This is a genomic window from Clostridium algoriphilum (genome assembly GCF_020443705.1).
Taxonomy (GTDB): Bacteria; Bacillota; Clostridia; order Clostridiales; family Clostridiaceae; genus Clostridium_AD; species Clostridium_AD algoriphilum.
Map to the genome: position 1 here is coordinate 24,463 of NZ_JAIZZK010000028.1, position 24,858 is coordinate 49,320.

The following is a 24,858-nucleotide window of genomic DNA, read 5'->3' on the forward strand; positions in this document are numbered from 1 at the left end:
TTTTGATATTACTAATATTTATAATTCTCATGCACATATTTTGTAGTTTTATCATATTAATCAAACTATTACTGAACTGTCTGAGACATATCTAATATCGGCAACATCATAGCAATAACTATAAATCCTATAACAACTCCCATTACTACTATCATAAGTGGTTCTATCATTGTAGTCATTTTCTTTAGTGATGTTTCCAATTCTTCATCATAAAAATTTGCAGTCTTATCCAATATATCGTCTAGTGAACCAGATTCTTCACCTATTTTTATCATAGAGTGCAGCATTATTGGAAATATTCTTTCTTCTCCTATTGCTTCACCTAAAGATACACCTTTTAGTACTTTTTGCTTAATTACTTCTAAGCTTTTTTCTGCTACTTTATTTCCAACTACTTTTTGAACTACCTCTAGTGCCTGTACCAAAGGTACTCCACTGGCAATTACTGTAGATAAAGTTCTAGTAAATCTAGATACTATTGCTTTTTCTGTAATATCTTTAATAATTGGCAATTTTAACTTTAATCCATCTAGTGACAATCTACCTGCTTGAGTTTTAGCATATTTCTTTATGCCATAAATCCCTCCACCTATAACTACAAGTAAAATATACCATTTAGTTTGTATAAATTGACTCAATCCCATAACTATCCTGGTAGGAGCCGGTAACTCTACCCCCGAGCTTGTAAACATCCCTGTGAATGTAGGCATTATAAAAGCTAAGAGAAAAATTACTACAACCACTGCTAACCCTGCGAGCACTGTTGGATAAACCATAGCAGTTTTAAGTTGGTTGTTTATTTTATTTTCTTTTTCAAAATGGGATGCCATTCTACTCATTATTATATCTAGATTACCACTGACTTCCCCAGTGGTAATCATATTTATAAGTAATTCAGGATACACATCTTTATGCTTTCCAAGGGCTACTGAAAGTGAGACTCCCTTCTGTACATCCTCATATATTTCATTTAAGCTTTTTTTCATTTTCTTATTTTCTGTTTCCTTTTTTAAAACATTTAATGCATTGGAAATGTTAGCACCTGCGTTTATCATGGTGTGGAACTGTCTACAGAAAATATATAAATCCTTTGTTTTAACTTTTTCAAATGATTCAAATAAATCCTGATGCTCACGTTCTAATGTTTCTTTAATTTCTATAGGGTAGTAATTATTATCCTCTATCATATCTAACACTTCATTTTTACTATTAGCCTTAAATGTTCCTTCTATTTTTTGGCCTTGATGGTTCATAACCCTATACTTAAATGTAGGCACATACTCACCTCCCTTATTCTTTCGAAAATGCTATTTTAACCAGCTCTTCTACCGTTGTAACTCCCTTTAACACTAGGCCAGTACATGATGTTTTTAGCGTTATCATTCCTTTTTCTATACTTAAGTCTCTTATTTCATCTACACTAGCGTTACGCATGATGTACTCTCTGTGTGTGCGGGTTACTTCTATTATTTCGTATACGCCTATTCTTCCTGAGTATCCGCTGTTACTACAGTGCCCACAGCCTTTGCCTTTTTTAAGCAATAATTCTTCATTTGAATGAATACCTAAGATTTCTTTATCGAGTTCAGTTGCTACGTAAGTTTCTTTGCACATTGGACATATTTTTTTTACAAGTCTTTGTGAGATTATTGCTGTTACTGCACTAGCTACTAGGTAGGGTTGTATCTCCATATCTATAAGCCTTACAATTGCTGAAGGTGCATCATTAGTGTGAATTGTGCTTAATACTATATGTCCTGTTATAGATGCTCTTGTAGCAATTTCTGCTGTCTCATTGTCCCTTATCTCACCTATCATAACAACATCAGGATCTTGTCTTAAAATTGACCTTAACCCTGATGCAAAAGTTAGCCCTGCTTTGGGATTTACGTTTACCTGGTTTATTCCATCAACTACGTACTCTACAGGGTCTTCAACTGTTATGATATTCTTAGTGTTGTCATTAAGTTCACTTAATAATGTATATAGTGTTGTTGATTTTCCACTACCTGTAGGTCCTGTAACTAGAATAATTCCATATGGATTTTTAAGAATTCTTTGTACTTTACCTAGATCATCTTCATTCATTCCTAGTTTCTCTTTACCTACTAAGAAGTTTTCTCTATCTAGCACCCGGATAACAATTTTTTCACCGTGAATTGTCGGCAAAGTTGATACTCGTAAGTCTACTTTTTTATCATCTACAATTGTTAAAATTCTACCATCCTGTGGAATTCTTTTTTCTGCAATATTCAATTCTGCAAGTATTTTTATACGAGTTATAAATGCACTAAATATATCTTTTTTGTATCTTGATATCTCTTTTAAAGTACCATCAATTCTAAACCTTATTTTTATGTGATTTTCAAAAGGTTCTATGTGAATATCACTAGCTTTAAGCTTTATTGCATCATTTATGATAGAATCAACAAGTCTCACCGCTGGCGCACTTTTTATATCATCTAATTGTGCTTTGTCAGCTTCCTTACTTTCATTTGTTCCTTGAGCCTTTGATAAATCCTCAGCGGCTTTCTTAGCATTTTGATTAGTATAATATTTATTAATTGTATTATTAATATCTTTTGTTGATGCAATATATACTTTAACGTCAAAACCTGAAGAGATCTTAGCATCATCTATTGCAAATATATTTAGTGGATCAGACATAGCAACCTTCAATTTATTGTTTTCCATACCAAAAGCAACTAAGTTATATTTTTTCGATATACTTTCTGGAATTAATTGAACAACTTTTTGCTCAATATCTTCCATATCCAAATATACTCTTTTTGTAACTAATTGCTGCTCTAGAACCTCTAAAATATCTTCTTCACTTAATGTACCATCTTCAATAAGAAGTTGTCCTAGCCTTTTCCCACCACCTTGCTGCTTTATAAGCGCTTTCTTAAGTTGTTCTTGAGTTATCTTTTTTGATTCAACTAATAAATCTCCTAATCTTTTTTTTGCCATACTCTTCATTATCTGTGCCCCTTTATTAACTACACATTGTTTCCTCTTATATATTTTAAGTATTTATATGTACGCTTGCCAGAGATATTTTTTGTTTATTCAAAACTGACTACAATTGTTTTTCAGTTATTTTCTGATCTGAACAAGAATATCTCCTAATTTGTGTTTATTTTGAGGACGCATATTTCTCACTCATAACGGAGTTTTTATAATATATGAATTTTCCATTAACATCTTCATTATACATTATATAGCATTTATTAATGCTATGCAATAATGTTTTAAAATATTATTGATTCCATCTAAAGATAGTGAGAGGCTGACTTACAGTCATTTTTAAGGGGGGTATAAAATGCTTTGTAACTATCCTCACAATAGTCTAAATTATTACAAATTGTTTATTAAAACCAATCCTTTAAAAGAGAAAATTTGAATTTCAATAAAAATATAATTTAAATGAGATTGTTTTTCATACTATTCAATTTTAGTATACCAACTAATAAAAACTAGCATCATTGAATACAATATAATTATGTTTACTCAATGATGCTAGCTACTATTTTATTATTATTGACTTAATTTATGTTTTAGATATTCTGTATACACTAATCTTCATTTTTTTAAATATATTAACAGTAGTCTATAATTATTAAGGTCAAAATCTAAGTTAATTCTCGTAACTTCATTTGTAACTCATTATAACTAATTATTCCAAGTTCATATTGTTTCTTAACATTCCTTATAGCTTGGAAGTTTTCTAGTTTTTTAGTGTATTCTTTAAGCTTTGAATTGTATTCATCTTCTGATATGACATCTATAGATTTTGCTCTATCAAGAGCATCTTTTTGACGTTTAAATTCATTTTCAAATTTCTCTTTTTCCTGTAGAATTACTTGATCCTTTACCTTCTTTTCTAATTCAGCTAATTGTGCTTTCATTTCATTTCTTTTTTCTTGTTTTGGCTCCATAAGATTAAGTATGTCTTCAACCTCAATTACTGGTGATTCTTTGGTTTCTGAAATATATTTAAAATATTTTTCTCCTATTTGTTTATATGCAACATCAAGTTCACCATCAATTGCTGTCAGCTCAGTCTTAATATCATTTATTTTTGCATCATCTTGTGAAGAAACAACTACCGTGCAAAAAGCATTTGTTGCAGCCTTACTTATAGATTCTATTGTTGCACTCCTCAATTCCTCTAAAAATCCCATTTTAATTTCCCCCTATATTATCACAATAGTAAACTAACTTTCTAAACTTTAATACTTAAATGCATTTATTATAATAAATATAACGCTTTATAATTAATATAGTTAGTTAGGAGGAAATTTGTGCAATTAACTTAAACTAAGACAGGCCATTATAAAAAATAATTCTTAATTAACTGCACAGACTTTATTTCTACCACTGTTTCAGATTATATTAACTATTCTTTTATTTATATACACATTAATAAGCTCTTCGGAAGTTTACGTTTAAAAGCCACATGAATGGAATAGAATTACTATCCATCATGTGGCTCATGTTTTATTGTACTTGTCATTTAATAGTTAAATTTGTTCTTCAATAGAATCCCGATGTAAACGAAACTATCTCAGATTTTCCTGTATATTATCTATTTTCGTTTCAATTTTTCCTTCGTTGCTATTACATCGCTTGTTTTATTTTATCATCACATTGTGCTCTTATTTCTTCTATTGATAACTCACCCGGAGGGCTTACTTTAAACCCTTTAGTCAGGAATATTAAATAGATGAAACCGCATGCGGCCCAACCGAATCCCAAAATTAAAGCATCTTTATCTAAGTTCGTCAATAGATAGAAACAACAAATCGCACCAATAAGCGGAAAAATCAAAAACAGAACAGTATCCTTAAATGAACGTCTATTTCCCTTGATGAAGTAATGGACAATTACCGAAATATTCACAAACGTGAAGGCCATAAAGGCACCAAAATTGATAAATGAAGTAGAGGTGGCGACAGTGAGTTTAAGCGCAAGCAATGCAATCACGCCCGTGATGATAATGTTGGTGACCGGGGTATTAAACCTGTCGCTCAGTACGCCAAATATTTTTTTAGGCAGTACATTATCTCTCCCCATCGCATACATCAATCGAGCACCACTAGCTTGAGCCGAAATACCCGAAGCAAATTGGGCGATAATCATGCCGATCATGAAAATAGTAGAGAATATAGGTGGTGCAACTTGTTTGGCAATCTCAAATCCAGCATATCCTACATTGTTATAAGCATAGCCAGGGTGCGCAATATGGGTAGTATATGATGCCACTACGAAAATCAAACCTCCGATCAATGTAGTTAACATGATGGCCCTAGGAATATTCTTTAATGGATCCACGGCCTCTTCAACTAGAGTCGTAACAGCGTCAAATCCCAGGAATGAATAACAAGCAATAGCCGCACCGGCCATTACAAAGCTAAACGGAACATTTTTGTTGTAAAAAGGACTGATTGATAACACGGTTCCTGTGCCCATGCCATGCATCACAGCTTTAACGCTGAAAGCGACAAAAGCTGCAATGACCAAAAGTTGTAGCAATACCATTACTACGTTTACCTGTGCGCCAATCTTGATCCCAATGATGTTGATTGCAGTCGTGATGAAGATAAAGGCTAAAACGAACGCCCATGACGGGATACTTGGGAAAGCTGCGTTAAAATAGGCAGCTCCAATGAGCCAAATTGCCATTGGAATGAAAACATAATCCAACATGACTGCCCAGCCCACCATGAATCCCACGTGGGGGCTGATTGATTTACGCGTATAAGTATATGCGGACCCCGCTACAGGATATGCCTTTACCATGTGACAGTAACTAAGAGCAGTGAAAGTCATAGCCACTAATGCTACAAGATAGGCAGCTGATTCGACGCCATGGGTCTCTGTAGAAATGACACCATAAATTCCATATATAATCATTGGTGCCAAATAAGCTAGACCAAATAAAGTTAAGTGATGTAATTTTAAAGTACGTTTAAATACCTGTTGACCGTCTTGATTTTGTTCTTCCATTTGACGGTCTTGATTTTGTTCTTTCATTAAAAGCTTCCTCCTTAAAAATCGAATAAATTTTAATATGTAATAATAGCCATATAGAAACAATTAATAAGTATTGCTCCATATGCTTTCTTTCTCCGTTTCAACTGTATCAAAAACAATGTAAATGTAAAATATCGTACTATTATTTATAAAGTTCGTTATATGAATATCCATTTAACGAACTATGGCTATATTATTAGTGGATTGCCCCCCTATTCTGGACATTTTCCAACGGATGCTAATTTTTTTATAACCATAGAATGAGTTTTTTTCACATGAATTGCTCCCTAAAATGTTTTTCATTTCATTATTAATCGTCAGTAATAACATTTTTGTATTATTATTTTAAACCTCTAGCATTTAAAAGGCTTACTTTACTAGCAAATCATAAGTGTCAGGTCTTCTATCCTTAAAGAAAGTATAATATTCTTCTCTTAATTTCAAAGGTACTTGTAAATCAAGTTCTGCCGAAATAACTCCTTCAATTTCTTCATTTAATTCAGCTATTGACTTACCCAAAGGACTAACTATTCTGCTATGGCCGAAAAAGCTAAGCTTATCGTCGTTACCTATTCGATTGGCAGCTGCAAGATACACGCAGTTATCAAAGGCTCTTGCGCTAGTTACAAGATCCCAATCATCCGAGTAAGGCTTTTCCCAATTAGTACTTACAACCAACAAATCAACATCTTTTAATGCATAAATACGAGCCACTTCAGGAAATGCAGTGTCCCAACATATCATAACTCCAATTTTTCCAAAGGAAGTATCAAAAACCGGATAATCTCTACCTGGTGTAAAATATTTCTTCTCAGTATCGAACAAATGCACTTTTCTGTATGTGCCTCCTAATTCTCCCTTCTCATTGACAAAAGCTGCAGAGTTATATAATACTTCTTTATTTTCAGCATCCCTTTCCGGGAAACCAAATATAATATTTGTTTTATATTTCTTTGCTGCTTGTCCAATTATCTTTATACTATCGGATTCACATGCAACCTCTGCTATCTTATGAAACTCTTCATGACATTCATAACCAGAAGTTATAAGCTCAGGGAAAACTATTAAATTTGTATTTGCGTTCTCCTCCATAACCTTATCTATAAACCCACACATTGTTTTGATGTTTCTTTTAACATCATATCTTTCAGGCTTCATTTGAACACAAGATACATTAAATTTCATAAAAATGCCGCTCCATTCATTAAAGTAACCTATTAATAATATAAAAATCTCTTCCATAGAATAACGTAATAATATTACACCGTCGTTTTTCATAATGATAAAGTAAAATCAACAATTTGTCAATTAATATACAAAATAATGACAAATATCACAAACATAATAATTCAATAAACAGTTAATTTATAGTTTAATATTAAATAAAAAGCTAATAAAAGACCAAATATCAACATTGCTAAATATGTGCTGTTTATAAAATGCAATAGGCTTTTATTATCTTTCATTTTAAGTGTAAAAATTAACTTAACCTTAAAAATTATACTTATTTAACTTTTTATAAACATAGAGCTTTTATTAATTATCTAGAAAATTATATATAATTTTTACTTTTATAATATTATTGTTAAATTTAACAATAACCTTTTTAATGCTTAACTCCTGTAAATTCAATAATATCAGCACATTCCAATGCTACTCATTAATATTTAATTAAGTTTTTATATAATTTTACAAAATTATTATTAAAATTAATAAAATATTTTCTAAATAAAAGAGGAATATGGAAATATATGGAGAATACTATCTATAGATAATTAGGAGGCGCATATAATGATTTATGATGCATTTAAAATTGCAAAACATTTAAAGATTAGTAAAGTAACTGCTTATGCTAAAATGAAATTACCTGAAATAACACCTTTTATAATATCCCATAATGGTAAAACATGTGTAGACGAGAAAGGCTTAGAAGCAATCAAACAAAGTCTAAAATATAATCAGAATGCTGAAGCAGAATCAGAAGTGGCAGCTACAGCGGTTACTGTGATAAAAGAAGATATGATTGAAATACTAAAAAATAATATTGAGTTTATTAAACAGCAATTAACTGTAAAAGACGGACAACTCTATAATATTAATAAATTATTAGAGAATACACAGGTCCTTTTTAAACAAGAACAGGAAAAAAATAAAATGGTGTTATCCTTACCCGAAACTATTAAAGAACATGATATTCAATTAGTTAACACTTTAACTCAATCTCTTGAAAGACAAAGGGCTAAAACAGAAGCTGAAGAAGCTCTTCATAAGAAAAAAGGATTATTCAAAAGATTATTTTATAAATAAAAAAAGTACTCATTATTTGATGAGTACTTTTTTTAGTTTCACAACTTTGTAGGAGTACACGATTATAATATCTTGTATTGAATTTTTAGTAAATGTATTCATGCACAACATTATATTTCTCCAATTAAATCCATTTTATATTAAAATGCTTAATTAATAAGTTGTTAAAGTGCACAACTTTTTAAAATAGAAAAAAATATGGTTAAATGATAAATATTTGTACATAATTAACATTAAAGATTCTCATTATATTACTATGAATTAATATTAATAACATAATCTTTACATAACTATTTGATACTAATACAATAATTTGTTGTTATAATTACACTAACAGTATATTAAAAAAGTGCTAAAATATAATCTACTACAAAGGAGAAAAGTATGGGTATCTTAATAAACTTTATAAGTGCAATAATACATATTGATACATATTTAACTTTAATAGTACATCAGTATGGGATATTATCGTATGTTATTCTTTTTTTTATTATATTCTTTGAAACAGGCTTGGTTGTTACACCTTTTTTGCCAGGTGACTCTATATTATTTGCTGCCGGAGCACTAGCAGGTATTGGATCAATGAATGTTATTACTCTTCTAGTAGTAGGATATTTTGCATCAGTACTTGGGGATACTACTAATTATTATATTGGTAGGCATATTGGAAATAGAATATTATTGAAAAATAAAGTAAGGTTTATAAACAAAGAACATTTAAAGAGATCACAAAAATTCTATGATAAGCATGGTAAAATGACAATAGTATTAGCAAGATTTATTCCTATAGTTAGAACACTTGCCCCTTTTGTAGCTGGTATAGGACAAATGAATTATTTGAGATTTATACCTAATAACATGATTGGCGGTGGACTATGGGTGAGTCTATTCTTAGGTGGAGGATACTTCTCTGGTAATCTATCTTTTATAAAAAATCATTTCTCTTTTGCGTTAATAACTATGATGATTGTTTCATTAATTCCTGGAATTATAGTATTTATAAATGAAAGGCAAAAAAAAGAAGAAAATAACGAAAATGATATGCCTAGTACAGAAATCTAATACTATTTCTCTTCTCCAGGTTACCTCCTAATTATTTCTCTTTTTATAGCACTCCATTAGAATTTAAAACCATAATGCTTAGTAGTTCGCAAAGCTATATAGAGCTTACTGCACAAGTGCTGTGGTCTTCAGTTTTCGGTTTAATAATTCGCATCATTACACAAGAAGATTTAGATAAGAATCAGAAAGACAACTTAATTGAACATCAGCTGAATATACTAATAAAAGGAATTACTATATAATATATTTAATATTTATTTTATAGATCGATTTTATTATGACATGGAGGATGAATAGCTATGAAAATAGTATCTCGTTTATTGTTTGTACTACATTTATTTGTAGGCATAGGAGCTATGGCTGGAGGACTGGTAGCTATTATTAATCCTACAGAACCATTTGGGATGTCAGTTGAGTTTTTAAAAAATTCACCATTTACTAATTATTTAATACCAGGAATTATCTTGTTTATTATAATTGGGCTTGGAAATATTATTAGTGCTTTTTTATTTCATTATAATTTAAGATTCCAAGGATATATAAGTTGTATTATTAGTTGCGCTTTAGTCATTTGGATTGTTGTACAATGTATAATGCTAAATGCAATTATTTTCCTACACGTTTTATTTTTTATCATCGGGTTAATTCAAGCTGATTTGTCAATTATCATTTTGTTTGAGAAACGTCTATTTCCTACAAATCTCATTTTAGATATGTATAAAGACATAAGAAAATAAATGTAGAGAGATATAATTAATTATGAGAGATATAGATGAATCTATATTTATATAAGGGGGGACTCCATATGAAAACATTAATAGTTTATGCGACCAAACATGGTACAACTGAAAACGCAGTCAATATATTAAAATCTAAACTAACAGGTGACGTGAATCTAGTAAATATTATGCTAGAACCAGCTACGCAACTTGAAGAGTATGACATCATAATCTTAGGTGGTTCTATTTACATGGGTAAAATTCAAAAGAAGCTTTCAACCTTTATACTTATCAACCTACCACTTCTTTTAAAAAAACAAATTGGATTATTCATCTGTGCTGGTGAAAAAGATAAAGCCCTAGTAAGTAAGGAACTAATATTTGCTTTTCCAGCCACTCTCTTTGATCATGCAATAGTCAAAGAGGTTTTTGGCTTTGAATTAGATATGAACAAATTAAACTTTTTTGAAAAATTTGTTATTAATAAACTTAAAGGTGTAAAAACAAGCATCCATGAGTTATCAGAAACAAAAATCGATGCTTTTGCAAAAAATATTAATAAGGTTAGTCACTTGTAAAGTGATTAACCCTTTTCTTTTAGAATTAACTTTTTAAGTTAAATTTATTCTTACACATTAATTACTTGTAAAGTTAAAAAATAATTTTACAAAAAACTATAGCAGCCAATTTATATAAATAATATAAATTGACTGCTAAACAAACCCTAATTCATTCTTTATATCTGTAATAACGCACCTTCCCTTCTATTGTGGTTGTTTAAATTACATTAACATTATACTGATTTTTTTCAATGACTATAATTAAAACAATTCAAATATCATACTTAATCTTTAAATCTTAAATCTTAAATCTTAAATCTTAAATCTTAAATCTTAAATCTTAAATCTTAAATCTTAAATCTCAAATCTCAAATCTCAAATCTTTAAACTTAAATCTTTTTAAATGTTTAAACTTAAATCTTTTTAAATCTTTTTAAATCCTTTTAAATCCTTTTAAATCCATGTACTTCTTAAACCAAAAATTGTTTTTATAATTTGATTAATGAATTAGGATTTGTAGGAAGAATAACTTCTTCTTGTATACATAATAACACGGTAATCAGAACTTGTAAAGGTGTTTTTTTGAATATTCAGATAATTTTTATATTTATTTATTTAAAGGCTATCTTTCCTACAAATTCTTAATTTAGACAATAAAAAAGCTGAAACATTTCGCTTCAACTTCTTTAAAGATATTTGAAAATCTAAAAAATTCAAAACTTTATATTTAAACTGCTCTTTGAGCTTCAAGATCATCATAAGTTTTTTTCACTTTTGCCTTTAATATTAATTTTGCCTTTACCTTTTTATCTAAATAACCCACAAGTAATGGACATAAAATAGCTGAAACAATAATTGCAGTTGCGATTTGTGCTGTAGCAATTGCTAAATAAGGTTTTAGGCTTACATCTGCAGCGACTATAGCTAAAGGAGTAGCTAATTGATTTCCAGCAGTGTTTCCTATTGCTGCTGAAACACCTGCTTTATAACCAAATGCACATTGCATAAAGTATCCTGCGAATCCAGTGATTACAACAACAGCTATTCCTAGTACTATTCCCGGAATTCCAGCTTTCACTATGTTTTGGAAATTCATTCCAGCACCTAACGCAAAAGAAAAGAATGGTATTAAAGCATGTCTACCTTGCCCTAAGAATTTTTTCATATCCTCATCTAAATTACCAAGGATAAAACCGACGATAACTGGGATTATAACCGCCATCATAGATAATATAGGAATATTTGCAAGGCCACTTGCACCAAGTGCTATCATAGTAAAGAATGCACCCCCACTTAATGCTATTACTGCACCTGCTCCTACATCGTCTTTAGTACCAAATTGGTCAGCTATTGCTACATAAAGACCAGTGTTTACACTGGAAAATGCAGACATCCAAACCATTGGTGTTATACCAAATACCCCGGCTATGCCAAACATTTTCCCAATGGAAATTGCTATAACAGCACCAATAGTAAATTTAGTTATTACAGCAACAAAACCTCTTTTTATTGGAGCGCCTGCCTGTTTAATAGAAATTTGAGATCCCATACAGAAAAGGAACATTCCAATTAAGCCTTGAGCTCCATCTTTAAATAGCGCTTGTGTAAAACCACCTATTGTTAATGCATGAGGAAAAAATGTATTGATAAGTGCACCCAATATTAATGGCGCTACCATGAGCCCGCCTGGAGCCTTTTTCATTGTTTTTAAAATTGGTATTTGCATTATTAAAACCTCCTATTTTTTATAATTTAGCGATATACTTTTGTTTTTAGATATATTTTCTTCTGCATTATATTTGTAGACGTTTTCATCAGTTATCTCTTATACTTATTTACTAATTTCATCTTAACAACAAATTAATTATGTTTAAATATTTAAAAAGTAAAAAAAACATTGTGGTCATTAAAAAAACTTTGCAGTATTTTTAACAAGTAAATATTAAAAAGTAAATATGGTATAATTTCTGTAAATGTATCCTAAAGTCTTAAAGTTTAAGAGGAGAAATATATGAAATTAAAAACAAAAATTACAACCACTGTAATAGGAATTTTAATTTTGACTATTGGAAGTATATCCATGCTTTCTTTTAATCAGATGAAAATAATACTTAAAGATCAATTTGGTCACAACCTTTTAAATATTGCAAATTCTGTCTCAATGAGCTATCTTGTACAAAATTACTTAACAGAAAACAATGAAATTAATGAAAAAAAACTAGATAATCAGATAGAAGGTATAAGACGTAAAACTAAAGTTGAATTTATTGTAGTAATGGATATGAAAGGTATAAGATATTCACATCCTACAAAATTAAAAATAGGTAAAAAATTTGAGGGTGGAGATGAAAAACGTGTTCTCACAAAAGGGGAAGAATATGTTTCTGAAGCAAAAGGAAGTTTGGGGCCCTCTCTTAGAGTATTTACTCCCATATTTAAAGATGGAAAGCAAATTGGAGCTGTAGCTATAGGTAGCCCCATAAATGAAGTTTATAATGAGATTTATTTAAAGATGGACGAATTTATACCTTTTATAATATTAGGATTATTAATAGGAGTAATTGCAGCAACTATGCTATCCTCAAATATAAAAAAAAGCATTTTCGGTCTAGAACCAATAGAAATCGCGTGGATTTTAAAGGAAAAGGAAGCTGTGCTTGAAAGTGTTAAAGAAGGGATTCTAGCTGTTGATAAAAAAGGAAGAGTAACATTATTTAATAAAGCAGCGGGAGATATTTTAAAACTTTCAAATGAAGATATCGGAAAGAATATTACAAACCTTTCTTATGAAAATAGGATTTCTGAAGTTCTAAAGGCAGGAAAATATTATGAAAATATAGAAATGAAAGTAAGACCAGGTTTAACTATTTTATGCAAGTATAATCCGCTTAAAAATAATAAAAATGAAGTAATTGGTGTTGTAATGAATTTTAGAGATTTAACGGAAATTAAAAAAATGGCAGAAGAACTTACAGGAATAAAAAAAATGACTTGGTCCCTTAGAGCACAAAACCATGAATTTATGAATAAACTCCATACTATATCTGGAATGATACAGCTTGGTGAATACACTGAAGCTGTATCATTCATATCAGATATCTCTAAAAATCGGAAAGAAATCAGTAGTATTCTTACAGATAAGATTAAAAATGTATCAATTGCAGCATTGCTATTTTCAAAATATAATAAAGCAGAAGAGGACAGAATAAAATTTGAAATTGATTCTGATTGTCGCCTAAATAAATTACCACAAGATATGAGAGAGGATGAATTGGGTTCTGTTATTGGAAATCTAATTGAAAATTCTTTTGAGGTCGTAAGTAGCGCAGGTAGCGGGACTGTCTACTTTAAGATTTACGAAATAGAAAATTATTTAAAAATTAAAATAAAGGACAATGGACCAGGGATTGCCATTGATATAAGAAACAACATATATGACATTGGTACTTCTACTAAAATTGGTCAGCGCGGAATTGGTATGTATCTTGTGAAAAAAATCATTGATGAAATGCAGGGACAAATTGAGTTTAGTGTAGACAATGGGACAAGTTGGGATATAAGTATACCAATGAAAAGGAGTTGGAACTAATGATACAAGTAATGATTATCGAAGATGACCCTATGGTCCTTGATATTAATATAAAATTTTTAAAAAAAGTGGAAGGTTTTGCGTTAGCTAAGGCCGCTAGCAATCTTACAGAAGCAAAAAAATTTATGGAGTATTATAAACCAAATTTAATCCTACTTGATATCTATCTTCCTAAGGAAAATGGAATTGACTTTTTAAAATGGCTTCGAGTCGAAGAAATAAATGCAGATGTTATTTTAATCACTGCAGATAAGACCATTAATAGAATTCAAGAGGCCTTTAGATATGGAGCAAGAGATTATTTAATTAAACCATTTACTTTAGAAAGGTTTGAAGAATCACTTCTTAGATTTAAAGATAGATACTATAACTTTAAAAGAGGGAATGAAATTGAACAAAATGAATTGGACAAGTATATTTCAAGTAGCAAAAACTTAGAAGATTTTAATAATGCCAATCAAGATATAACAAAGGGATTAAATAGATATACTTACGAGACAATTTGGCAACAAGTTGAAAAAATAGGGGAAAATTATACTACTGCTGAAGAATTAGGTGAAACTTTAGGAATAGCAAGAGTTACTTGCAGAAAATACTTGGAATATATGAATAAAGAAGGAAAAGTTCATATGTTAATTGAATATGGTAAGATAGGAAGACCTCAACACAAATATAAGATAAATCCGTAGAATTAATTAAGGTATCATAATAACTTTTTATAAAGTTATTATGATACCCCTTTTTTCCCAACTTCTATTTTATATGAAAAACAATAGATTCATATGGTCTTAGTGTTAATTTTTGAATATTATTTAATGTATCCTTATAATTTGATATTAAGATAGTTGATTGTCCATTAAGCAATAAATCTTTAGGTAGTTTAAAAGTAGCTTCTTTCCCATAAAAATTATTTATAACTAAAAGTCTCTCAGACTTCCATGAACGAACATAAGCAAATATCTGAGAATCTTCTTTTAATATAATCTTAAAATCGCCATATGCAATTACATCATATTTTTTTCTAAGTTCTATAAGCTTTTTATAATGATAAAAAATAGAATTTTCGTCATTTAACGCATTCTCAGCATTTATTTCTTTGTAATTTTTACATATTGATATATGGGGCGTTCCTGTTGTGAAACCAGCATTCTTCTTATCATTCCACTGAATTGGAGTGCGCGAGTTATCTCTTGATTTTGATTGAAGAATTTTAATTATTTCTTTATCATCTACACCCTTTTCTCTTAAAATATTATAATAATTAATTGATTCTACATCTTTGTATAACTCAATTTTATCAAAGTATGGGTTTGTCATACCAAATTCCTCACCTTGATAAATATAAGGTGTACCTCTCAACATATGTATTGTTGTTGCAAGCATCTTTGCGGATTGTTTATGGAATTTTTTATCATCTCCAAAGCGAGACACAATACGTGGCTGATCATGATTACACCAAAATACAGCATTCCACCCATTACTTTTCTCAATTCCAACTTGCCATTCATTAAGAATTTGTTTTAACTGGTTAAAATCAAAATCCATTAAACTCCATTTTTCACCATTTTTATAATCAACTTTTAGATGATGAAAATTAAATACCATTGATAGTTCTTTTTCCTTTGGATTTGAATATTTGCTGCAATTTTCTATAGTTGTTGAAGACATTTCTCCAACCGTAATAATATCTTCACATTTTCCAAATGTTTTTTTATTTAGTTCTTTTAAATATTCATGGATTTTAGGACCATCTGTATAAAAACGGCGACCATCTCCCGCGAAATCATCTTCATATTTTTCCGGTTTTGAAATTAAATTAATCACATCAAAACGAAAGCCTTTCACACCTTTTTCCATCCAAAAATTAACAATATCAAACACTTCTTGTTTTAACTCTTCATTTTTCCAGTTAAGGTCTGCCTGAGTTTTATGGAACAAATGCAAATAGTATTCATTAAATTCTTTTACATATTCCCAAGTTGTACCACCAAACTTAGAAATCCAATTAGTTGGCTTATCCCCATTTTTGGGTTCTTTAAATACATAGTAATCCTTATATTTTTTATCACCACTCAAAGCCTTCTTAAACCATTTATGCTCTGTAGACGTATGATTAAATACCATGTCTAGCATAACATCAATTCCCAATTTTTTAGCTTCTAGAATCATTTCCTCAAAATCTTCCATAGATCCAAACCTGCTATCAATGCTACAATAATCTGCTACATCGTAACCATTATCTATTTGTGGAGAACTATAAAATGGAGTTAACCATATGTAGTCCACTCCTAGCTCTTTTAGGTAATTTAATTTTTGAGTAACTCCTTTTAAATCACCATTTCCATCTCCACTTGAATCGTTAAATGATTTAGGATATATTTGATAAACTACGCTTTTCTTAAAATCTTTCATAAATGCTGATGCTCCTTTTAATGAATGCATATAAAAGAATTGGATTGAATCCCCTTTTATATGCATTTTAATTTTGTCATTTTTCTACTACTAATCCTCTGGTGTAAACTTTGCTGCAAACTTGGTTTTTGAAAGAATGAGAGTTAATATAAATGGAACAACAACCGCCACAATCATTGCTAATGAAAAAATCAACATATATTTAGGCTTAATAGACAGTATGCCTGGAATTCCACCAACACCAATTGAGTTTGCCATAACTCCTGATGCCACTGATATTACAGCTGCAATTGATGACCCTGCCATAGCTGCTAGGAAAGGATATACATACTTTAAATTAATACCAAACATAGCTGGCTCTGTTACTCCAAGGTAACAGGAAATAGCTGCTGGAATTGATACTTGTTCTTCTTCTGGTTTAATCTTCTTATTTATAAATATCATTGCTACAACTGCAGAACCTTGAGCTATATTTGACAGTGCAATCATTGGCCATAGATTTGTTCCGCCAAATTGAGCCATAAGTTGTAAATCAATAGCATTGGTCATATGATGTAATCCTGTTATTACGAGGGGTGCATAAAGGAATCCAAAAACTGCTGCAAATAACCACCCTAAGGCAGAAGTTAAACTATTATACACTACACTTGAAATAGCTGAACCTATTGCCCAACCTATTGGACCTAAAACAGTATGTGCTATTATTACAGTTGGCACTAATGCTAGAAATGGTACTACTATCATAGATATATACTCTGGTACAATTTTGCGTACATTCTTCTCCAGTATTGCCAAAAGAAATCCTGCTAAAATTGCTGGTATAACTTGTGCTTGATAACCTATCATTTGAATGTGGAAAGTTCCAAAATCCCAAAATGGAATCTTATCCGCAACAGTACTTGCTACATCATAAGCATTTAATAGCTGAGGGGATACTAGAGTAAGACCTAATACAATTCCGAGTATTTGCGTTGTTCCCATCTTTTTAGAAATAGACCAGGTTATTCCTACTGGTAAGAAGTTAAATATAGCTTCACCAATTAACCACAAGAATGAATGAACCCCTGCCCAAAATGGATATATCTGAGTTATTGTTTTAGTTCCATCTTCTAGAAATTTAATGTCACCGATTACATTCCGAAAACCTAATATTAACCCTCCAACTACAAGTGCTGGAATAAGAGGTGTAAATATCTCCGCTAAATTAGCAAGCATTCTTTGAACAAACTTCATATTGCCTTTCGCTGCAACCTTTGCTTTGTCTTTACTAACCCCATCAACTCCTGAAATTTTTACAAACTCATTATAAAAATCAGGCACTTCATTTCCTATAATAACTTGAAATTGACCAGCTTGTTCGAAAGTTCCTTTTACAGATTTAATACTTTTAATCTTTTTAGTATCTGCTTTTTTATCATCCTTTAATACAAATCTCATACGGGTTGCACAATGAGATACCGCTATAATATTTTCTTTTCCACCTATACATTCCAATAACTGTTTTGAGTCTTCTGAAAACTTGCTCATATAAAATCCCCCTTATAATTGTAATTCCTTAGATTTTACTTTTTTCACTCCTAAAAATTAATAACTACATATATACACTAGTTATTTATATACTTATCAGAACTTGTATATACAAGTTTCCTATATCTTTATATTACCTTGTCTATACAAGTTAGTCAATAGTTTTCCGAAAATAATGTAAACGATTTTAAATTTTCTTAACCTGACACGTAAAACATAAAAAAAATCGCCTTATCGGCGACGAGCAAAATCAGAAAATACAAAACGGTCTGGGCGATGACGAGATTCAGTATATTCAAATTGGCTTCCATCATTTAAGTGCACATAATTTTTTACAACCACAACAAAATCATAAAATTTCATATCTAAATTTAATTTATCCGTAGTAGTTGCAGTTTCAACTTGAATTATTTTATTCGCAAATCCTATTTTTATACTTAATTTTCCTTCAATATATTCATAAATAGATTTCTCTGCAATTTCTTTAGTTAATCCTTGCACTACATCCTTTAAAAAATAATTGATGTCAAAAATTATTCGATCATCTTCTAAACATCGTACTCTATATATTTTATAAGCTTTTTCCCCTCTAGGTAAATTACTTTTTTTGCTTAGAGCTTCATCAATTATAACTTCTTCAAATTTAGGTACCGATGTCACAAATATTTTATTATTAATTTTACTAGCTTCCTTAAAACTAACTAGGCCACCAACAGAAAAAGTAATAAAATTATTTTCTAATACAAATACACCCTTTCCATGAAGACTATTAACAAGTCCTTCCTCTGCTAGCATCTCTAAAGCCTTTCTAACAGTACCTCTACTTACACCATACTCTTTACAAAAATCATTTTCTGACGGAAGTTTTTCTCCTGCTTTATAACTTCCTTTATGAATTTCATTTTTTATATTATCATATATATCTGTATATAGTTTTTTCATTTTAGTCCTCCATAACATAAACTCTTCGTAAAAACTATTATATCATAAAAATACTAAATCTTTTTCCATCCAAACTTAGGTGAAAATACTCCTGTTAAAGTTATAATAAGATTTATTTTCTCATTTAACATAAAACACATAAGTTGTTCAAGAAGTAGCCCTCTTATGGTGCTAACCAAAACCTTTTACAATATAGATTTTCAAGTGTTAAATATAAACTCACTTATAACAAAAACACTCCTAAAAATTTAGAAGTGTTTTTACAATCTATTCCTATATTAAATTTATAATATGTTAGAATTTTATAAACTTATGAAAGATCCAATTTATTATCAATAAGATAGGAAGTATACATGAAAAAGCCAACAAAAGTTAGAATATCAAATATGGTACTTGCTATATTAATATTTAATGCCCCACCTGAAACTGAGAAATCAGAACTCAATATATCATTGGAAGATATTGAAAAATTACTAAGGTTAAGTGTTTGAGGCAGCATCGTTGTAAGTTTAAATGATAGCCAACTTATTACCATAGATAATACTATAAAAATTACAAAAGAACCTATTTTACCTAATTTTTTACCTTTTAAAGCCACTTTCCCAATAACCATACAAAAGTAGATAATACTTAGGAACGAAATAATCATAAATATATAGCTCATGGAATAATATATTACTTGATTAATTTTAATATTTTTTAGAAAACTGAAGGATATTTTGTCTGTCAAAGTCAAATAGCTCATTAAACCAGATACTAAAACAACAAATGATATTTGTATTAAAGAGGTTATAAGCCTTGATGCCATTATTGACATTCCAGATTGTGGAAGTGTAAATAGGAGGTATCCTGTGTTTTCGTACAAATACTTACTCATGATTTGTAATGATGATATAAATATTACTATTGCTGCTCCAATAATTAAGCAGGTAGACAATGCGGGTACTGCTATGTCCCAGTTTCCCTTCTTCGTCATAAGAAGCAGGTTAGCAATTATAACTGTTATACAAATACCAACTATGGTCATAAAATTTGCTCTTAATTCATATTTTACAAGCTTAAACATTATTGAAATACCTCCCTATACAATTCATCAATTGATTTTTCTCTTGTCATTCGTAACTCTTCTGCATTACCCTTTAATATTATCTCTCCATCAGATATAAATGCTACATCATCAAAAATTCGTTCTATATCATTTACCAGATGTGTAGTAATTATCATGGAACTATTTTCACTAAAGTTACTGACTATAGCATTTAATATTTTTTCTCGAGCTGTAGGGTCTACTCCACCAAGTGGTTCATCAAGTATATAAAGTTTAGCAGTTCTTGAAAGTACTAATGTAAGCTTTAACTTTTCCTTCATTCCCTTTGATAAACTTTTTACAGGACTATTTTCATCAAGATTCATAAATTCAAGCAATTCCTTTGACTTCTTTACATCAAAATCAGTATAAAAGTCCTTGAAATACATCACTGCATCCTTTACTTTCATCCACTTAAAAAGGTACTCATTATCTGGTAAATAAGAAACTACTGACTTTGTATAAACACCCGGTTTATGGCCATCTACCAATATTTCTCCTGAAGATGGATGGAGTATGCCTGCAGCTATTTTTAAAAATGTAGTCTTACCGCTACCATTCGGACCAAGAAGTCCTACAATTTTTCCTGGTAATATATTAAGATCCACACCACGTAAAGCTTTCTTATTCATATATGACTTACATATTTTCTTAGATTCTAGTATGTTATCCATTTTGTTTTACCCCCTTAGTTTCATTTGAAACAAATTTTATTATTTCATTAGATGTAAAGCCTAAGCTTTTCATTCTAAGTATAAATGAATCTATAACTTCCTTTGCCATATCATTTTTTAAATCATCCACCATATTTTTTTCCTCCCCTACGAATGTTCCGGTGCCTCTTTGAGTATATACAATTCCAAGTCTTTCGAGCTCTTGGTAGGATCTTTGAAGTGTATTTGGATTAACATTCAAATTAGTTGCCATTTCTCTTACCGATGGTAATTTATTTTTTGCTTTTAGCTTTCCTGTAACTATGTCCATTTTTATTATGTCCATAATTTGTAAATATATAGGGGTTTTATCATTAAATTCCTTATCCATGGTTTTAGCTCCTTTCAGAAATTACATTAATGTTCTAGTAACCTATGTTAATAGTACACAAGAATATTAGGAGTGTCAATATAAAAATAGACAATTATGCTATTTATGTTAATATCCTTCAAAAGTATAAAAATCCACTATTTACTAAAAGAAGTGAATAAAATTTGTACAAATGGTCTATAATTTAAATACACCAACCTTAACATAATAATAAGATTAGATTGATTAGTAATAAAATGCTGCATTGGGTTCCCCCTAAATGCAGTATTTTTATTTTGTAGATATCACCATAAGGAGGTGTTGATATAAATAAACAAGAACTTCAAACTATTTGTGGTTCCGCAGACTTCTTTTTTCTGTTTTATGTAAAGCACTATACCTATAGAATTTCACGTAACTAAGGCACCCTTTGGGGTGCCTTAGTTACGTCAATCATTAAATTACATTGATGTTATTTTCCCTCATAATTAAAATGTAGCAGTTCTAATTAATAATGTAATATTTCTACAGTTATCATATATTATAAAATATATTATATGTGCAATAATTTCATGTATTATTTAAACTATTATTTCATATTATGTATTATACAGCTACATAAAGGAGCAATGTAATATGAAAAAAAATGAAAGTAATGGATTTAATATAGAAGAACTTCATGCTGCTAAGGCTAGAATGAATGCAATAAAAGAGCTAAAATCTGATATTAAAGAAAAAGCTCAAAGAAAATTAATAATAGCAAGTCTAGTTATAATTATTGGATTTGGTCTAGCTTTAACTGTAATAAACCCGTCTGCATTAAACTTCTCATCCTTTTCTTTTAAACCAATATAGAGAGTACATATGTACTCTATTTTTATAGATATGAATGATTATTGGCATTACTTAAGTACCCCACTAACTATTCTTAATAAGTTGAAATATAAATAATCTTGTATATATAGCAGACTTTTAGTGTCACATTGAATTAAGATACATATCATATATTGACGAATGTTAAGGAGCGATTTCATGTCAAAGTGTGAAAAGAAACACCATAAACACCATCATCATCATCATCATCATCATCATCATCACCATCATCACCACCATCATCATCACTGTCATTAATAAGAACACTAACATAAAAGCAGCGTTGATGTATTTAATCAATTCTGCTTTTAAACTTTCGAGAACACATTCTACTATTTTTTGTAAAATTATTATTTCCTAATTTACCCAATAAAAATAACAACTCATTAATTTTAAATTTTTATCAGTAATGATTTGTGTATTCTTAATGATTATAATATAATATATTTAATAGAATTTATTAAGAAAAGAGTATAGAAAAAAGGAAGTGATAATTTTAGTGTGTGGTACTTGTAGTACTTAGGCGCACTAGAGATAACATATGAAGATTGTAGATGTAATAAATCAAATCAATAAGATAGGTGAAGAATCTAAAGATAAAATTGCTCCTTTTCAAGTATTAAAAACATTTAAAAGTGGAAGGTCTGAAGCAGGTGTATTTATGGTTGAATATGGGACTGCTAATAAAGTAGGTATTTTAAAAGTAACTAAAAATGATGACGCAGAAGTATTTCAAAAAGCCTATGGACTAGCTTCAGAAAACAATATGCAAAAGTACATTGCCAAACTTATATCTAGTTATAAAATCCATGATAAAAGCAAAGCTATATTGTATGTTAATTTATATGATTTAGCTGGAGATGATATATATAATAGTGAGACGTTTTTGGACAAAATTTTAAATGAAGATAAACTTAAAAATAACATAATATCAACAATAACTAAGTTTTTATTTACATGGAACAAAGAGCATGTTAAAAAGTACATGTCTCCTATGGAAATAGTCAAAAATGAACTTTCATACAGATATATGGATAAAAAATATGTACAAGCTTTTGAATCAATAGGGATAGACAAAAATATAAAATGGATATCTCTAGATGGAACGGATATGTTGTTACCTAACCCATATTATTATTTTAACAATGAAAATATGTGGAATAGTTTAACTGTAATGTGTCTTACGGCATATGCGCATGGAGATTTTCAGGGAGATAATATTATAATAACTGAAGATAAGCCTGTTATAATTGATTTTTGTGACCTAATAGCAAATTGTAATGTGTTCCACGATCTAAGATACCTTGAGTCCATAACCCTTGGAGATTGCTTAGAAATCGATAAAGAATGTGATAGAGAACTTTGGAGTAAAGTATGTGAAAGTTTAAGTTATGGGATAACAGAAGTAGATCTTCCCCAAGGACGTGGTATGAGTCTTTTAAGACAATTAGTATCCAAACTTCGTGAAAATGTGAAGTTAATTGTTTCTGACAGTCGTAACAGCTTATATGATCCTTCGTTTAATCTAGCCGGCACAGCTTCTGGATTAATTAATATGAGAAAATATGCCAGTGTGAATAAAAAAAAGGCAGCTTTCATATATGCAGCCTTTAACTTAAAAATGTTCATGAGTGATGAAGCAGTTAATATGTATGATCCTAAATTAGATTCGTGTTTAGTTCTTAATTGGAAAAACCCTAAACTAGGAAATAACCTAGTTGTGCTACAGCCAACTAACTAATGCATTATATCAAAATTAAAAGTGACTATAAGTTCTATAGTCACTTTTTACAGTTTAATTAAAAAGCCTAAAATATAAACGTTTTCAAATGTCCCATTAGTTCTAATTAATTATTTAGCCATTCAACCTTACCTGTATTTAACATATATTTCGCTTCTACTATTTTTATTTTGCCATTTTTTAATTCTTCTTTAATTACTTTTGATTTTTTTATATCACGCGTAGAGTTATTAATATTTTCAATGCTTACTGCTTCAATTAACTCTTCACCCTGCAAATTTTGAGACTTTATCTTTTTTATAGATGGTTCTATCTTATTTATTATAGCTCCAATATTCCCCTGTCCTTTTTTCCCATTTGATTCCACCGCCGCTCCTACAGCGCCACAATGTTCATGTCCCATTACAATTATAAGTGAAGTGTTTAAGTGTTCTACCGCATACTCAACACTTCCGACTTCAATTTTATCCATGACATTTCCTGCTACACGAATAACAAACAAATCACCAAGTCCCTGATTAAAAATAAGTTCAGGTGGTACACGAGAATCTGAGCAAGTAATAACAACTGCAGATGGATTTTGACTGTTTACTAACGTTTCTCGCTTTGCACTACTTAAATCAACTTGCGATAGTTTGTTTTGTTGATATCTTTCATTACCCGCTTTTAATAACGCAAGTGAAGCATCTGGTCTTTTTATCTCCGGTAGTTCGCTTACTTTAACTTGCTGTGTTTTAATTGCATTAACAGGTTCACCCATGCCAATGATACTTCCATTTAAACCACTTACAATACTTAATGTTACCATAAATACAATAATTGAAATACGTGATAATGTTTTTTTCATAATATCGTCTCCTTTGTTTTTATGATAGTGTTAACACTATCTTTGTTTTATTTATTTGAATCCTTGCATTAGCAAGGGTTTAAGCTACTTTTATAATAAAAAAAACAATGACCCCCTCTATTTGTTATAATTG

General features: G+C 30.0%; 21 protein-coding genes. 8 read left to right on the forward strand and 13 right to left on the reverse strand.

Features of this window, described 5'->3' with window-relative positions; translation table 11 throughout:
* Nucleotides 1-68: 68 nt before the first annotated feature.
* The 5 genes from LGK95_RS17150 to LGK95_RS17170 all read right to left on the reverse strand — a co-directional run bounded on the left by LGK95_RS17150 (nucleotide 69) and on the right by LGK95_RS17170 (nucleotide 7,314).
* Entirely contained in the window at nucleotides 69-1,277 is a 1,209-nt protein-coding gene (locus tag LGK95_RS17150; protein ID WP_226126121.1) for a type II secretion system F family protein, read from the reverse strand.
* Nucleotides 1,278-1,290: 13 nt separating this feature from the next.
* Nucleotides 1,291-2,979, reverse strand: coding sequence for a GspE/PulE family protein (locus LGK95_RS17155; protein ID WP_226126123.1), 1,689 nt, complete (start codon nucleotides 2,977-2,979; stop codon nucleotides 1,291-1,293).
* Between the two features lie 653 nt (nucleotides 2,980-3,632).
* A complete protein-coding gene (locus LGK95_RS17160; protein WP_226126125.1) occupies nucleotides 3,633-4,184 on the reverse strand; it encodes a hypothetical protein in 552 nt (183 codons plus the stop codon).
* A gap of 436 nt (nucleotides 4,185-4,620) precedes the next feature.
* Complete coding sequence (locus LGK95_RS17165; RefSeq protein ID WP_226126127.1) at nucleotides 4,621-6,036, reverse strand: APC family permease; 1,416 nt, start codon at nucleotides 6,034-6,036, stop codon at nucleotides 4,621-4,623.
* A gap of 369 nt (nucleotides 6,037-6,405) precedes the next feature.
* Nucleotides 6,406-7,314, reverse strand: a complete 909-nt coding sequence (locus tag LGK95_RS17170; RefSeq protein WP_226126128.1) for a carbon-nitrogen hydrolase family protein — start codon at nucleotides 7,312-7,314, stop codon at nucleotides 6,406-6,408.
* 513 nt (nucleotides 7,315-7,827) lie between these two features.
* Here LGK95_RS17170 and LGK95_RS17175 point away from each other — a divergent pair.
* The 4 genes from LGK95_RS17175 to LGK95_RS17190 all read left to right on the forward strand — a co-directional run bounded on the left by LGK95_RS17175 (nucleotide 7,828) and on the right by LGK95_RS17190 (nucleotide 10,702).
* The gene (locus LGK95_RS17175) at nucleotides 7,828-8,343 is read left to right on the forward strand and encodes a hypothetical protein (protein ID WP_226126130.1); all 516 of its coding nucleotides are present in this window, start codon (nucleotides 7,828-7,830) and stop codon (nucleotides 8,341-8,343) included.
* Between the two features lie 384 nt (nucleotides 8,344-8,727).
* A complete protein-coding gene (locus tag LGK95_RS17180) occupies nucleotides 8,728-9,405 on the forward strand; it encodes a VTT domain-containing protein (RefSeq protein WP_226126132.1) in 678 nt (225 codons plus the stop codon).
* Between the two features lie 299 nt (nucleotides 9,406-9,704).
* Nucleotides 9,705-10,142 carry a hypothetical protein gene (locus LGK95_RS17185; protein ID WP_226126133.1) on the forward strand — a complete coding sequence of 146 codons (438 nt, stop codon included), beginning with the start codon at nucleotides 9,705-9,707 and terminating at the stop codon, nucleotides 10,140-10,142.
* 68 nt (nucleotides 10,143-10,210) lie between these two features.
* Nucleotides 10,211-10,702 (forward strand): flavodoxin domain-containing protein, encoded by a 492-nt coding sequence (locus LGK95_RS17190; protein ID WP_226126135.1) that lies wholly within the window; start codon nucleotides 10,211-10,213, stop codon nucleotides 10,700-10,702.
* Nucleotides 10,703-11,411: 709 nt separating this feature from the next.
* On the opposite strand, the gene LGK95_RS17195 is transcribed toward LGK95_RS17190, so the two are convergent.
* Entirely contained in the window at nucleotides 11,412-12,410 is a 999-nt protein-coding gene (locus LGK95_RS17195; RefSeq protein WP_226126137.1) for a 2-keto-3-deoxygluconate permease, read from the reverse strand.
* Nucleotides 12,411-12,695: 285 nt separating this feature from the next.
* Between LGK95_RS17195 and LGK95_RS17200 the strand changes: the two genes are divergently transcribed.
* Nucleotides 12,696-14,273 carry an ATP-binding protein gene (locus LGK95_RS17200; protein ID WP_226126139.1) on the forward strand — a complete coding sequence of 526 codons (1,578 nt, stop codon included), beginning with the start codon at nucleotides 12,696-12,698 and terminating at the stop codon, nucleotides 14,271-14,273.
* A complete protein-coding gene (locus LGK95_RS17205; RefSeq protein ID WP_226126141.1) occupies nucleotides 14,273-14,962 on the forward strand; it encodes a response regulator in 690 nt (229 codons plus the stop codon). Before LGK95_RS17200 ends, LGK95_RS17205 begins: the two co-directional genes overlap by 1 nt.
* Before the next feature lie 64 nt (nucleotides 14,963-15,026).
* Here LGK95_RS17205 and treC read toward each other — a convergent pair whose 3' ends face one another.
* The 6 genes from treC to LGK95_RS17235 all read right to left on the reverse strand — a co-directional run bounded on the left by treC (nucleotide 15,027) and on the right by LGK95_RS17235 (nucleotide 21,285).
* Nucleotides 15,027-16,685: an alpha,alpha-phosphotrehalase gene (treC, locus tag LGK95_RS17210; RefSeq protein WP_226126143.1), complete on the reverse strand. Its 1,659-nt coding sequence runs from the start codon at nucleotides 16,683-16,685 to the stop codon at nucleotides 15,027-15,029.
* 90 nt (nucleotides 16,686-16,775) lie between these two features.
* A complete protein-coding gene (gene treP, locus LGK95_RS17215; RefSeq protein ID WP_226126146.1) occupies nucleotides 16,776-18,212 on the reverse strand; it encodes a PTS system trehalose-specific EIIBC component in 1,437 nt (478 codons plus the stop codon).
* Nucleotides 18,213-18,443: 231 nt separating this feature from the next.
* A complete protein-coding gene (treR, locus tag LGK95_RS17220; RefSeq protein WP_226126147.1) occupies nucleotides 18,444-19,154 on the reverse strand; it encodes a trehalose operon repressor in 711 nt (236 codons plus the stop codon).
* A 310-nt stretch (nucleotides 19,155-19,464) separates the two neighbouring features.
* A complete protein-coding gene (locus tag LGK95_RS17225) occupies nucleotides 19,465-20,220 on the reverse strand; it encodes a hypothetical protein (protein ID WP_226126148.1) in 756 nt (251 codons plus the stop codon).
* On the reverse strand, nucleotides 20,220-20,915 hold the full coding sequence (locus tag LGK95_RS17230; protein ID WP_226126149.1) for an ABC transporter ATP-binding protein: 696 nt from the start codon (nucleotides 20,913-20,915) through the stop codon (nucleotides 20,220-20,222). Before LGK95_RS17230 ends, LGK95_RS17225 begins: the two co-directional genes overlap by 1 nt.
* Nucleotides 20,908-21,285 (reverse strand): GntR family transcriptional regulator, encoded by a 378-nt coding sequence (locus LGK95_RS17235; RefSeq protein WP_226126150.1) that lies wholly within the window; start codon nucleotides 21,283-21,285, stop codon nucleotides 20,908-20,910. Before LGK95_RS17235 ends, LGK95_RS17230 begins: the two co-directional genes overlap by 8 nt.
* 615 nt (nucleotides 21,286-21,900) lie before the next feature.
* On the opposite strand from LGK95_RS17235, the gene LGK95_RS17240 reads away from it, so the two are divergent.
* Together LGK95_RS17240 and LGK95_RS17245 are read left to right on the forward strand one after the other, a co-directional pair.
* Nucleotides 21,901-22,119: a hypothetical protein gene (locus LGK95_RS17240; protein ID WP_226126151.1), complete on the forward strand. Its 219-nt coding sequence runs from the start codon at nucleotides 21,901-21,903 to the stop codon at nucleotides 22,117-22,119.
* Nucleotides 22,120-22,678: 559 nt separating this feature from the next.
* Nucleotides 22,679-23,878 carry a hypothetical protein gene (locus LGK95_RS17245; RefSeq protein ID WP_226126152.1) on the forward strand — a complete coding sequence of 400 codons (1,200 nt, stop codon included), beginning with the start codon at nucleotides 22,679-22,681 and terminating at the stop codon, nucleotides 23,876-23,878.
* Nucleotides 23,879-23,984: 106 nt separating this feature from the next.
* Here the strand turns inward: LGK95_RS17245 and LGK95_RS17250 are convergent, their stop codons facing one another.
* Nucleotides 23,985-24,725 carry a carbonic anhydrase gene (locus LGK95_RS17250; RefSeq protein WP_226126153.1) on the reverse strand — a complete coding sequence of 247 codons (741 nt, stop codon included), beginning with the start codon at nucleotides 24,723-24,725 and terminating at the stop codon, nucleotides 23,985-23,987.
* Nucleotides 24,726-24,858: the final 133 nt, after the last annotated feature.

Bases quoted from the DNA above. Each gene is read 5' to 3' on its own strand.
- treC (WP_226126143.1), bottom strand. From the start codon at position 16,685: ATGAAAGATTTTAAGAAAAGCGTAGTTTATCAAATATATCCTAAATCA.
- LGK95_RS17195 (WP_226126137.1), bottom strand. From the start codon at position 12,410: ATGCAAATACCAATTTTAAAAACAATGAAAAAGGCTCCAGGCGGGCTC.
- LGK95_RS17250 (WP_226126153.1), bottom strand. From the start codon at position 24,725: ATGAAAAAAACATTATCACGTATTTCAATTATTGTATTTATGGTAACA.
- LGK95_RS17155 (WP_226126123.1), bottom strand. From the start codon at position 2,979: ATGAAGAGTATGGCAAAAAAAAGATTAGGAGATTTATTAGTTGAATCA.
- LGK95_RS17235 (WP_226126150.1), bottom strand. From the start codon at position 21,285: ATGGATAAGGAATTTAATGATAAAACCCCTATATATTTACAAATTATG.
- LGK95_RS17165 (WP_226126127.1), bottom strand. From the start codon at position 6,036: ATGAAAGAACAAAATCAAGACCGTCAAATGGAAGAACAAAATCAAGAC.
- LGK95_RS17185 (WP_226126133.1), top strand. From the start codon at position 9,705: ATGAAAATAGTATCTCGTTTATTGTTTGTACTACATTTATTTGTAGGC.
- LGK95_RS17225 (WP_226126148.1), bottom strand. From the start codon at position 20,220: ATGTTTAAGCTTGTAAAATATGAATTAAGAGCAAATTTTATGACCATA.
- treR (WP_226126147.1), bottom strand. From the start codon at position 19,154: ATGAAAAAACTATATACAGATATATATGATAATATAAAAAATGAAATT.
- LGK95_RS17240 (WP_226126151.1), top strand. From the start codon at position 21,901: ATGAAAAAAAATGAAAGTAATGGATTTAATATAGAAGAACTTCATGCT.
- LGK95_RS17190 (WP_226126135.1), top strand. From the start codon at position 10,211: ATGAAAACATTAATAGTTTATGCGACCAAACATGGTACAACTGAAAAC.
- LGK95_RS17160 (WP_226126125.1), bottom strand. From the start codon at position 4,184: ATGGGATTTTTAGAGGAATTGAGGAGTGCAACAATAGAATCTATAAGT.
- LGK95_RS17200 (WP_226126139.1), top strand. From the start codon at position 12,696: ATGAAATTAAAAACAAAAATTACAACCACTGTAATAGGAATTTTAATT.
- LGK95_RS17230 (WP_226126149.1), bottom strand. From the start codon at position 20,915: ATGGATAACATACTAGAATCTAAGAAAATATGTAAGTCATATATGAAT.
- treP (WP_226126146.1), bottom strand. From the start codon at position 18,212: ATGAGCAAGTTTTCAGAAGACTCAAAACAGTTATTGGAATGTATAGGT.
- LGK95_RS17170 (WP_226126128.1), bottom strand. From the start codon at position 7,314: ATGAAAAACGACGGTGTAATATTATTACGTTATTCTATGGAAGAGATT.
- LGK95_RS17245 (WP_226126152.1), top strand. From the start codon at position 22,679: ATGAAGATTGTAGATGTAATAAATCAAATCAATAAGATAGGTGAAGAA.
- LGK95_RS17175 (WP_226126130.1), top strand. From the start codon at position 7,828: ATGATTTATGATGCATTTAAAATTGCAAAACATTTAAAGATTAGTAAA.
- LGK95_RS17180 (WP_226126132.1), top strand. From the start codon at position 8,728: ATGGGTATCTTAATAAACTTTATAAGTGCAATAATACATATTGATACA.
- LGK95_RS17205 (WP_226126141.1), top strand. From the start codon at position 14,273: ATGATACAAGTAATGATTATCGAAGATGACCCTATGGTCCTTGATATT.